This is a genomic window from Peribacillus aracenensis, assembly GCF_025175645.1.
GTDB lineage: Bacteria > Bacillota > Bacilli > Bacillales > DSM-1321 > Peribacillus > Peribacillus aracenensis.
Genome location: NZ_JANZMJ010000002.1, coordinates 41,291 through 53,418, shown reverse-complemented (window position 1 = coordinate 53,418; position 12,128 = coordinate 41,291). Strand labels below are relative to the sequence as shown.

8 protein-coding genes and 1 riboswitch are annotated in these 12,128 nt (G+C 40.8%); all 8 genes read right to left on the bottom strand.

Annotated features, from left to right (window positions below; genetic code table 11):
• Positions 1–11 precede the first annotated feature (11 nt).
• The gene (locus tag N0M92_RS02895; RefSeq protein WP_311202506.1) at positions 12–1,964 is read right to left on the bottom strand and encodes a primary-amine oxidase; all 1,953 of its coding nucleotides are present in this window, start codon (positions 1,962–1,964) and stop codon (positions 12–14) included.
• An 85-nt stretch (positions 1,965–2,049) separates the two neighbouring features.
• Positions 2,050–3,000 carry a DMT family transporter gene (locus tag N0M92_RS02890; protein ID WP_260284374.1) on the bottom strand — a complete coding sequence of 317 codons (951 nt, stop codon included), beginning with the start codon at positions 2,998–3,000 and terminating at the stop codon, positions 2,050–2,052.
• Between the two features lie 76 nt (positions 3,001–3,076).
• Complete coding sequence (locus tag N0M92_RS02885) at positions 3,077–4,549, bottom strand: aldehyde dehydrogenase family protein (protein ID WP_260284373.1); 1,473 nt, start codon at positions 4,547–4,549, stop codon at positions 3,077–3,079.
• A gap of 169 nt (positions 4,550–4,718) precedes the next feature.
• Positions 4,719–5,564: a helix-turn-helix domain-containing protein gene (locus tag N0M92_RS02880; protein ID WP_260284372.1), complete on the bottom strand. Its 846-nt coding sequence runs from the start codon at positions 5,562–5,564 to the stop codon at positions 4,719–4,721.
• An 857-nt stretch (positions 5,565–6,421) separates the two neighbouring features.
• Positions 6,422–8,248, bottom strand: coding sequence for an APC family permease (locus N0M92_RS02875; RefSeq protein WP_260284589.1), 1,827 nt, complete (start codon positions 8,246–8,248; stop codon positions 6,422–6,424).
• Between the two features lie 130 nt (positions 8,249–8,378).
• A riboswitch (cyclic di-AMP (ydaO/yuaA leader) is annotated at positions 8,379–8,523 on the bottom strand.
• A gap of 355 nt (positions 8,524–8,878) precedes the next feature.
• Positions 8,879–9,334: a GtrA family protein gene (locus N0M92_RS02870; RefSeq protein ID WP_192203445.1), complete on the bottom strand. Its 456-nt coding sequence runs from the start codon at positions 9,332–9,334 to the stop codon at positions 8,879–8,881.
• Complete coding sequence (locus N0M92_RS02865; RefSeq protein WP_260284371.1) at positions 9,294–10,316, bottom strand: glycosyltransferase family 2 protein; 1,023 nt, start codon at positions 10,314–10,316, stop codon at positions 9,294–9,296. The genes N0M92_RS02870 and N0M92_RS02865 overlap by 41 nt, the downstream gene beginning before the upstream one ends.
• Before the next feature lie 16 nt (positions 10,317–10,332).
• Positions 10,333–11,997: a DUF6044 family protein gene (locus N0M92_RS02860; protein ID WP_397443799.1), complete on the bottom strand. Its 1,665-nt coding sequence runs from the start codon at positions 11,995–11,997 to the stop codon at positions 10,333–10,335.
• Between the last annotated feature and the right edge of the window lie 131 nt (positions 11,998–12,128).

Sequence of the window (12,128 nt, the reverse complement as noted above, 5' to 3'; positions counted from 1 at the left end):
ACGATTTATTTTTAATGACAGGAAGAATTACCGCCCATCTGGCAAGCTGAATTCTTTGGTTTTGAGGGAGGCACGTCAAGAGCTGGATTCCGATTGAAAAAGCCCGTCGGTTTCAAAATGAAGCTAATATACGCAGTAGGCATGACTGGCCAATCTTCAGGTCGGGTTATATGATGGTGGCCCATGTTATACCAGACCACCACATCTTCATTTTCAATGGAGCGCTCGGCTTTAACCCACTCTTCCAACCCTTCCCCACCTGCATGTTGGTTTGGGTATCTCCCTGATGCAAACTGTTCTTCAGGATCGAATGGCGTCACCCAAAAATGATGTTTTAAAAATCCAGCCCGTTTTAATAAGGGTGAATCATCATGGGCGAACGGGAAACAGTTCTCCCCGGCAAACAATTTATAACCAACCGGCTCTCCCAATATATTCGTTTTTGATGGATTGACGATTTTCCAGAAGCGCGCTGTACGCAAATCAAGGTCTCGAACCGCATCGGATTCATTTTTAAGCAAAGTCGAAACTGGGTAGAAGCCATTTCCATATGGGTTGTCCGGTCCTTTTTCCATACTTTTTGTATTGACTTCATAAACTGAATTTTTAATTCCATCAACCATCATATCAAGCCTCATATTAAAGAAATGCTGATGGTGTGCAGCAAATAATTGAGGTGCAACCAAATTGCCATGCGGGTGCTTCCGGTCAGGTTCGATGGCTTGTGTATGCAATATTCCTGTCAATTTCACTTCAAACTGTATCGTCCCATCCTGAAAGAAATACCAATAAAATCCATATTCGTAATTTCCAACTGTCGAAATGCTCGATAGGACCAATCTTCTTGAACGGCGAACTTCAACATGATCTGTCCTCCAATCCGTATGTTTCCACCCGATTCCAAAATCCTCCTCATGTAAACAAATTGCATTTTTAATATGAATTACATTCCCTTTACTATCCACCAGATTCGCGTCAAAGTACTTTATCTCACCTAGGCAGTCACACCCGAGTTCAAGTGAATTCGCCAACATGCCAATGCCGTATTCACCTGCATCGAAAGCATTGTTCCTGTTCACCGGATCTGTTGGATCGCCATAAGGGACCACCATCTCGGATAAAGAAGCTCGATACAGGATTGGCCGCTGCACTCCATCATCATTGTAACTGACCGTATGAAGGACAAGACCTTCACGGGAGTTGAAACCAAAACGGATATTCCATTTTTGCCAATCTATCACATGGCCTTCCGTCGTGAAACTTGGTCCTTTTGGTTGGACTATTTCCAAAGGTTTAACATCCTGCCTCATGTTTCCTACTTGATCAGGTGTATAATTTCCATCAAGTGGCGGAAATGGCATGACACCTTTATCCACAATCTTGATGACTTCCATCTTATTTAAGTCTACAAGGACATATAATCCTGAAATGGGACGAGCATATCCATTATCATATAATGATGTACGGTAATAACATAAAGCCCTGACGATTCGTACATCCACTTCCTCTTCGATTCCAAAATTCCCTGCTGACCATGGATCGACCATGATATCATCCATATTCGTAAGCCCTCTTTTGGCAAAGGCTTTCTTCATTTCAGGGTGGCTTTTCACGACTTCCTGACACTCCATGAATTCATCAGCCATTATGGATGGCTGCACTCCCGGAATAAGTTTCCATGACCTTATGCTGCCTTCCGTTAAGGAAACTACAGCCTCATATGTTTTTCCCTCTTTATTATGAAGGATGATACAGAATGCTTCTCTATTGATTCGTTTTTCTTCCCGATAACCCAGAACAATGGATTTTGCAGGTTCCAGTAAGCTGATGTTAGCAAAGCGGTAATGGTCATCCAGTCCTTTATCACGTTTTAAAATCTGGACCGTCAGTTTAAGTTCTTCGGCCGTTAATGGATCAAGCGGGTGATCCTCCCTCGTCACTTTCATACTAGACATCTTTTCCATATTAACCTCTCCCTTATAGTTAAAATATCATTCTATCTTTTAAGTGAACTTTCCCTCGAAGTGACTCGTGTACAAAGTGCAAATTTTATTTGCCTACCGCATCATCTTTCCCGATAACTGGCATGGACTCTTTTCCTTCCTTTACACTTTCTTTTGATTCTGCAATGAATATCGATAGAATTAATAAAACAGTCGCAATGATATCGACCTTTCGTAATTTATCGCCCAGGAATAACACGGCATATAGCATTGCAGTAATCGGGATGATTGCCGTTGCCATCCCGATGGTGCTTGCTGGAACCTTTGAAATTCCTAAGTACGTGAAAATATAAGCAAATACCCACCCAAGCAAGGTATAGGCTATGACAGCTCCCCATAAACCAAGCGTCATTTTTCCCCAATCAAAAGATATCGCCTCATGAATGGCCATCGGCAGCGTAGTTAGAAACCCCATTAAGCACAGTCCTGCTGCCATTGTCACCGGTGGCACATCCACTGCGAATTTCTTTGCATATACAAAAAACAATCCCAATGACACAACTGCCAATATCATGAAAGCAATCCCTAATGCACTGGATTCCCCCTCAGTACTCGCACCTGCGAGCTCCATTACCAGGACAGCTGAAACAGCTAGCATGATGGCTATGCCCTTACGGATGTTCAATCTCTCTCCCAATAATATGAAGGAAAGAACCAGCGTTACGGCTGGCACCATACTATTTATGATTCCAGCCGCTATCACACTAGAGTATTTCAAACCATATAACAGGAAGACCGTATATAATGTAACGGTAAAAAGGGATTGCATGAATATCCCGAAGTACGTTTTATATCCTAGCCCTTTCCACTTGATTCTTTCGTATATTTTCGCTGCTGGCAGTAAGATCATACAGGCGATGCCAAGCGTCATTGCCGTAAACAGCCATACGGGAATGGTTGCCATTGCTATACTGCCGGCCGGGATTGAAAGACCTAAAACAATCATATTCAATATGATGAAGAGATAGCCAATATTCAGTAAACCCACCCCAATCATACGGATTTATCAAGCGGATAGCAGGAAATCCAACTTAAGCCAGTACCCGTGAGAAGAGCTGATCAAATCCCTGCCCTTAAACTCCATACCAGTTCAAGCCTTGCTCATTCAAATCAATCCACACGTTTTTTGTTTCCGTATACATATCCATCGCTTGGATGCCCAGTTCCCTTCCAAAACCACTTTGCTTCCTGCCGCCAAAAGGGGCTGTGCTATCAAGCATGCTAAACGTGTTCACATACACCGTCCCCGCTTTTAACCCCCTTACCATACGGTGCGCCCGTTTTAAATCATTGGTCCATAAACCTGAAGCCAGCCCATACAAGCTGTCATTTGCCTTGTTCAATGCATCCTCTTCATCTTTGAACTTGATGACCGACAAAACCGGCCCAAAAATTTCTTCCCGGGCAATTGTCATATCATTGGTGACATTCTCAAAAACGGTGGGCGTGAAAAAATAGCCTTTTCCTGCCATCGTGTTTCTTTCGCCGCCCATGACAAGATTAGCTCCCTGTTCCAGTCCGGCCGCTACGTACTGTTGAATTTTGTTCAGTTGCTGTAAAGAAACTTGCGGTCCCATTTGGGTCGTTTGATCTAAAGGATTCCCTACACGGATGGATTGTGCTTTCTTCACGAATGAATCCATGAATCGATCATATATGCTTTCCTGCACAAAAAGTCTTGTACCCGAGGCGCATACTTGGCCTTGGGCGAAGAAGATACCAAACATGGATCCATTCACTGCATTCTCGATGGAGGCATCATCAAAAACGATATTTGGTGATTTCCCCCCTAATTCAAGGCTGATTGGTTTTAAGTTCTTACTTGCTGCCTGCATGATTAGGCGGCCAGTATTCGTTGAACCCGTAAAAGCGATTTTATCGACGTCCGGATGTGATGAGAGGGCATCCCCCGCTATCTTCCCGTATCCCGGAATAACATTGATGACTCCATCTGGAATACCGACTTCTTGAAAGATTTTAACCATTTCCAGAATGCTTACAGGAGTTTGCTCAGCTGGTTTGATCACGATCGTATTGCCTGCCGCTAAAGCAGGGGCTAGCTTCCACATCGTCAGCATAAGAGGAAAGTTCCAAGGCACTATGGCTCCTATGACACCGATTGGCTCCTTCAAGGTATAATTGAACCGGTTATTAGGAGAAGCAAGGGTACTTCCCTGGACTTTATTTGCTAACCCCGCATAAAATTCGAGTACATCTATCATGGCTGGCATCGCAATGAATTTTGTTTCATTGATTGGCAGCCCGTTATCTTGTGATTCGACTTCGGCCAGCATATCAGCTTTCTCCCACAGTGCCTGTGCCACTTTATTCAGTAACCTTCCCCTATCCCCCGGCGCCATTTCAGCCCATGGGCCAGATTCAAACGCCCTTCGTGCAGCTTTTACCGCTAAATCAACATCTTCCGGACCAGCCTCGGCAACTACAGCATTCACTTCATCTGTTGCAGGATTAAGTGATTCAAATGTTCTTCCAGATAATGAATCAACCCATCGCCCCTCAATGAACAATTGATATTTTTTTCCCATCCATCGTTTCCCCTTTCTAGTGGAAATCTCAAAAACAACAATCGTATATCTATTAAAAGAATAAGGCTGCGCATTATTTTTTTATTGTAAAAAGCGGAACATTCAGAATATTTAAGCCGTGGATTAAAACCAAACAAAAAAAGATCTCGTATGAACGGGATCTTAATCACTATATATCAATAACTTTATATTGGGTTTGACAATTTCCTGAAACGGCATTAATGAATTCATTAGGAGTCATATAACCAAATTTTTTAAATTCATTAATTAAATGTGATTGATCAAAATATCCATTCTCATTAATCACATCCCAAACTGTAAAGGCCCGTTTGTTCAATAACATATGCAGGGAGTTTTGGAACCTCACTATTTGGCTGAATAATTTGGGCGGCATCCCTACATGGGCATCGAATTGCTTTCGCAAGTACCTTGTAGAGTATCCGGTCTCAGCGGCTAATTGATTCATATTTACATTTCCTTTGGAAGAATATATTTTGTCCAAGGAATATTCTATAATGGCAGGCAACTCATTACACGCAAAAATATTAATCCCTATTTCTTCTTTGAACAGCTTTATTCTTCTACGAAAATCCCGTTCATTTATTAACCTTTCCATAATGGCAGGTCCAATTTTCACCATATCGGCTAAGGGGATTTGGCGATTGATTACCTCCTTCATGGAATATTTAAAATGCTGGGTTTCCTGCTTAGGCAAAAACCTCACACCGAAATATTCACAATTAGCCTGAAAGTTTATCGTTTTGTACTTGAGGACACTCCCGCATACATCTGCGGAGGGGCTATCGGGATCGCAATAAAATAATATGTCGATGCACCCATCGGGAATGACGGACATTGGATTCATTAAATCCCGATTGATTTTAAATTGATAGAATAATGTAGTTGAATGGTCAGAATTTCTTTGTTTATATTCTATATAGTAATCCGATAGAATCTCAAATTCCGGCTGGAATGGAAAATAGTCGAAGGTATTGAAGTTCTGAATGATGTTCAACTACCATCACGCTCCTTTTATATTGCATTGTCACCCAGTTCCTTTACCCTTGAAACTTTTGCAAGCAGTGATAATTTCGCAACATTGATACAATGACTTTCATGCTTTCACTAAGCTTGGCTTGCAATTAGAGATTTACTACAGTAGTCGTTTGCCATGAGTACGGCCGAGAGGGTCATCCACATTTCTTCGCGTTTCAGGAGAGCCGTTCATCATTCTTCCCATGCCTGGCTATTATCAACATGAGCGTTGTTTTTATAATTTTCGACAAGTATTTCCAAAATCCTTTTGACTGAAAAAATTTAAATCATTATGCCTTATCCCCACATCTTACTGCAATCCTTTTTCTTGTATGGGTTTCATTAGCATTAATCGTTATTGTGAATTTATTGAGTTTTTAATTAATGTTCTTCTTCAAGAAAAGATTCTGTAGGGACTGTCTTTTTATTTATAAGATTATAAAAAAAAGAAAACCATATTTAGGCTTCCTATCAGTTTGTAGACACAAGGAGTTCGGAAAACGACTCTTTCATCAAATGAAGGAAACAACTGCCCCGAAGCAACACCTTCAAATCCCCAGGTTTGGTTTCTAAATTAAATGCTATAACCAAGTTGATTGGAGTGGGTGTGCGAGACTCCTGCGGGAAAAGCGCGTCCATAAGGGAGACCCACGAAGGCGCAAGCCGAGGACGCTTCAGTACCGCCTGCGGAAAGCGAGTGCCTGGAGCTGAAATAAACGCCCAATATGTACAAGCCATAAAAAAACACCCCATAAATGTTAGTTTGGTGTCTAACATTTACGAGGCAGTTCAAGTTTGCCTGCAGTCTAGGCTTCTATATTTCTTACATCCTGTAACTTACTTCTTCAAATGATATGGCACAGTCGTAACAACCACATTCCTTCTATAAAGTAAGTAGGCACGGATCAGTAAACTTGATTGGTTATGAAGAATATTGTGCCAGCCCTTCTTCGGAATGAATTGGGGGATGATCACCGTAACTTTATAATTGGATTCACTCGCCTTATGTTCAACCGTATCCACGAATTTTGTTAATGGCTGAATGATACTTCTGTAATAAGAATTCAGTGTAACCAGTCGGACATCCGGCTGCCACTTTTTCCATTTTTCTCCGAATTTCTTTTCATCTTCTCTTTCAAAAGCAACATAAACGGCAATGACTTGATGCGCTGAAAGAGATTTTGCATAATTTAAAGAGTTCTCGACCACATGAGTTATCCCGGCAACAGGGACGATAATGATATTTCCTTCAATTGGCAAGATCGGCTCACATGTTGTAATCCTTAGTTGGTCACCAACTGCTTCGTAATGCTTTCTGATTCGATGAAAAATTAACAGGATAATAGGTATAAAAATCAAAACAGGCCAAACCTGAGTAAACTTGGTCAAGAAGAATATCATCGTGACGATAAAGCTAATAATGGCACCAATTGAATTAATGGTTAATTTCAACATCCAGCCTTTTGGCTTTTCGCGGATCCATTTAACAATCATCCCGGTCTGGGACAGAGTAAATGGAATGAATACCCCTACAGCATAAAGCGGAATGAGATTTTCTGTATGTCCTTCAAATGAGACTATTAAGATGATCGAGGCAAGTCCCAGTATGATTATTCCATTGGAATACCCTAATCGGTCCCCTCTGATCGTAAACGCCCTCGGTATGAATTTATCCTTCGCTAGATTTACCGCAAGCAGAGGGAAGGCCGAATAGCCAGTATTGGCCGCAAGTATCAAGATCAAGGCAGTCGTACCTTGAATGAAGAAATACATGAAATTCCGACCAAAGATCTCTTCAGCAACCTGGGAGACGACTGTTACCTCTGCGCTAGGGACGATGCTTAAATAATAGGCTAAGAATACGATTCCCGAAAATAATACAGCTAATAAGGAACCCATCGCTATTAAAGTTTTCGCCGCATTATTCGGGGCCGGATCTTTAAAGTTCGGAATTGCATTGGAAATAGCTTCGACTCCTGTCAATGCGGAGCTTCCTGACGCAAATGCTCTTAGCAGTATGAATAAACTGATGCCCGCTACCGGAGTCCCGATGGGCGTGTGCAATTCAGGTGAAACTCCCCCTGTCAAAATCTTGTAAATCCCGACACCAATCAAGATGAACAATGCTAAAACGAATAGGTACACCGGATAGGCCAAAACAGAGGCCGACTCCGTAACCCCCCGCAAGTTCAGGATTGTAAGCAGAATGACGAAAATGATGGCTATGATGACATTATATGAATGCAGGCCGGGAAAAGCGGACGTGATTGCATCCGTACCTGCAGAAACACTAACAGCCACAGTTAAAATATAATCCACCAATAAGGATCCTCCAGCTATCAGCCCTGGATTGACTCCCAAATTGTTTTTTGAAACCACATATGCCCCCCCGCCATGCGGATAAGCGAAAATGATCTGTCTATAGGACAAGATCAAGGCGGTTAACAGGATCAATACGCCGATTGCGATAGGAAGGGAATACCAGAATGCTGCAGCACCGACAGTGATCAGAACGATCAATATTTGCTCAGGTCCATAAGCAACAGAAGACAAAGCATCAGAAGATAATATCGCCAAAGCCTTTGTTTTGTTAAGCTTTTGTTCACCAAGTGCATTTGATTTTAGAGGTCTCCCAATCAGGAATCTCTTTATAGAAGATAACATCAAGTATTCACCACCATATTAAATTTAAGTTACCCAGCTGTAGCAAAATACAAGAAGAAATAGAAAAATGCCTACAAGTCATAACTAAATAGACCTGTAGACATCAATTTTTTTGTCTAACAAGCTCCACCTTCCTTCTCATATAACGCTTACGAGGTTAGCTGTCGGATTCGGACCTAAGAGTAGCCCTACCTTGAAAGGATTCACCCCTTGGATTGTAGTAACAATCCCAATACCGGGTCCCCCGCACCATAAGGTTTAAGCGATTTAGAAATATGAAACTGTTGATTATCATACTCCCGTGAAATGGAAATGTAAATGAAAATTTTGCACAGAAATATAATTTTTTTTTGTATGCGAGGTTTTATTCTTGACGTATATTACATAAGTCATGCAAACAAATGGTTCGAAGGGAGGAACGGAGGTAAATAAACGTCCAAAAAGAAAAAAACAAGGAGTGAATGAACAAAAGATGGTCATAAAAGGAATAAATGATTGCCACTTGAAGAGGATGAAGTGAAACAGATCTGCCCCCAGCTTGAGTCGTCGTTATACTTGCATTGATTTTCTCTTTCCGATTCCACTTTAATTCCCGTCAATCGGGGGCATTATCACACTGCTCCATCCTAATTAGTTCCTGCCTTCTTGAATTGGCCTTAAATTGCTTTTTTTAAAGACAAAGTATTTCTGGCCAATATAGTTGAGAACTGTGTAAAAAATGGCTCCTATCATCACAGCCACATTTTGTTGTATGGGTAAATGAACGGATCCTTCCATTGATTCCGCAATAGCTTGGCCTAAAGAATATGCGGCGGAATAACAGATCAGGATGACGCAAAAGAAACGTGCAACTCCTCTCCGCCATTCTATATCACTTTTAAAGGTAAAAGTCCTGTTCAAAAGAAAACTCGTTACAGCTCCCGTACCATTACCGATAAAGGTGGAGACCCAGTAAGATAATTCAAGAACATTCATGAGAAAAAGCATAAGGGAAAGCCCAAGCGCTGTATTGACTATCCCAACCAATAAAAAGCGGATAAAGGAGTTAGTGTGTTTTAGATAGTTTTTCAATACTGTTCCGTTCATTGTCTAGTTGCTCCCGTTTTTTTAAATCGAGCGGATTAAATAGGTCCAGATCAACTATATATTTAGGCCGGCGTTTGGATTCATTATAGATTTTACCGATATATTCCCCAATCAAGCCGACAGCAATCAACTGTAGGCCACCGATCAACCATATGGAGGTGATTAATGAAGTCCATCCAGTCTCGGTCTGCCCATAAAACTTTAACCATAAAAAGTAAGATCCAAAGAGTAAGCTAATGAAAAATGAAAAACATCCTAGCCATAATACAAGCCGGATCGGTGTAACTGAAAAGGAAGTAATGCCATCAAGCGCAAAAGCAACCATCTTCTTAAATGGATATTTCGTTTCCCCAGCCAATCTTTCTTTTCGATCATAATAAACAGAGTCCGTCTTAAACCCAATAAGCGGTACGATTCCCCGTAAAAAAAGATTCGTTTCATCAAATCGTTCCAACTCCGCGATCGCCCGTTTACTCATTAGCCGGAAATCCGCATGATTATAGACAAGGTTAACCCCCATCTTGTTCATCATTTTATAAAAACCAGTTGCAGATGTTCGTTTGAAAAATGAATCAAGGTCCCTTTTTTGGCGGACACCGTATACAATTTCACATCCTTCATTGAATTTCCGGATGAATTCAGGGATGACTTGAATATCATCTTGTAAATCTGCATCAATGGAAATCACACAATCCGAGGCTTCTTTAGCTGTAAACAATCCTGCCAGGAGTGCATTTTGATGTCCTGCATTCCGGGAAAGCTTTAGCCCACGAACAAATTCATTATTAATCGTTTCCTTATAAATGATCTTCCATGTTTGATCTTTACTTCCATCGTCAACCAATAGAATTTTACTTTGACCAGAAACAACGTTTTCTTCGACTAATCCCCTCACCAATCCACAAAGCTGGGAAATGGTATCCTGCAATACGCTTTCTTCGTTATAACAAGGTACAACAATCGTCAGTATCGGTGAATTCACTTTATTCCCCCCCTTTTCACATGACTCTGTATAAATAAATTTTCCATACACTTCCTTTTTTTACGAAAATCCTATCTAGTACCAATCCGTTTTCCTCCGCGTTGTTAATTGGTATGGCAGAAAATATATACTTGCCACCTAATCCTTTAAAAGCATCCATATTAAGGTCTAAATTTTCCAGCTCTTTCTTCGAGCTTTTCTTGAACATATAATGCTTCCCAAGCTCATCGGCAAATAGGTAACAACGTCCTCCCCATTCATCAAAGTAGATTCTGATGTTTTTATTCTTAGCCAATTCGTTTTCAATTATTTGACGAAATTGATGTTTGTAAGTAAGCGGATAGAAATTGTTATAGCTATCTAGCGTGTAAAATCCATTAAATTGTGCAATTGCAGGATGCAGCCCAATGCTGGCAACACGATATTCTTCCTGTGGAAGGCCAATATGATCTTTTATTTCCCGAAAAAGGCTTACTGAATAGAACTCTTTAAAAGAAGGTTTTTTATTATGAGTGATTTCCTCATTGAATCCCATTAAGATCATAATTTGAACGGCGATGAAAATAGAAAGGGTTTTCTTAGCATAATCGCTGTGTTCCCAAATAATCTTTATCGCGAGGGCAAACCCCACGTAAATGACCATCGGCCTTAAGAAGTGAAATCTGGCAAAATTAAAGGTATCCAGGGTGTGAAACCTTTCCGTTAAAGGAAGCCAGCCTTTATAAAACCAAAATGCGTACCACACTGAGAGGATAAAATTCAAGCAAAATAAAAAAACATATACCTTTTCCTGTCTCCACAGTTTTTTGGTCAGAATAATATAAAAGGCGAAAATGGTAATCGGCAGGATGATAAGCGCATGTACAGTCATGACATGCGTATGGCCAAGAACGAAATTTTTGAATGTAAGTTTAATGACCCACTCGAGGGGCAGCCTTGCGTGAAAATACTCATCTCTGCTGTTTGGCTCTGAATCAAAAATGAATGAAGCGACCAAACGATACTCCACCATTCCAAAAATGACCGTCATATACACGATTGAAAGAAGAAACGTTATATTCCATCCTTTTTTCCTGATTAAATCCGTTAGCCAAAGAAACCCCATTGCAACAAGGAAAAAGAAAAAGCCAAGTACGATGCTTGAATAAAGCGGTAAAAGTGTAAGGACTAAATAATTCTTCCAAGAATGGTCCTTGCTGCGAATATTCAAGAAAGCCCAAAGTGCAAGCGGCATTCCAAGTGTACTGAGCATTCCCGATGGCCAGAATGGGGTAAGGGCAAAGGCTAAGGATGTTCCAACCCTAATCCAGCCTGATCGGGATCCTGTAATCAAATGTTTCTTTAATAGGATATACATACCAAAGAATGCAATAAACCTTGTTAATGCCTGGCTCATTGCATATGCAACCATTGTCGGAAAAAGTGAATGAAGCCACACGATAATACTGAACTCACTGCCAAATGCATTTCGAGGAAGTCCATTCATAATCTGGGGAATTTTGGCGTCTATTGCACCGAATAACTCACCGCTCTCTGAAAGGACTTTATACCAGGCAAGGTTGGAATCCAAATTATCATGTACGCGAATATGCGCATTTTCCCCAAGGATGAATAAAGGAGAAAGATATAAAACAATGACGAGTAAGGCAAAAAGGATTTGAACTCTCTCTTGATTTTCAATTGGCAAAATATACACCTCTTGACTCAATTCATATATCCATAATATTTGCTTCAAAGGTAAATCTATTCTATTTCAGGGATTTATTTTAACCCATTTTGAAATAGGTCAACCAATGACCACATAAAATGAAG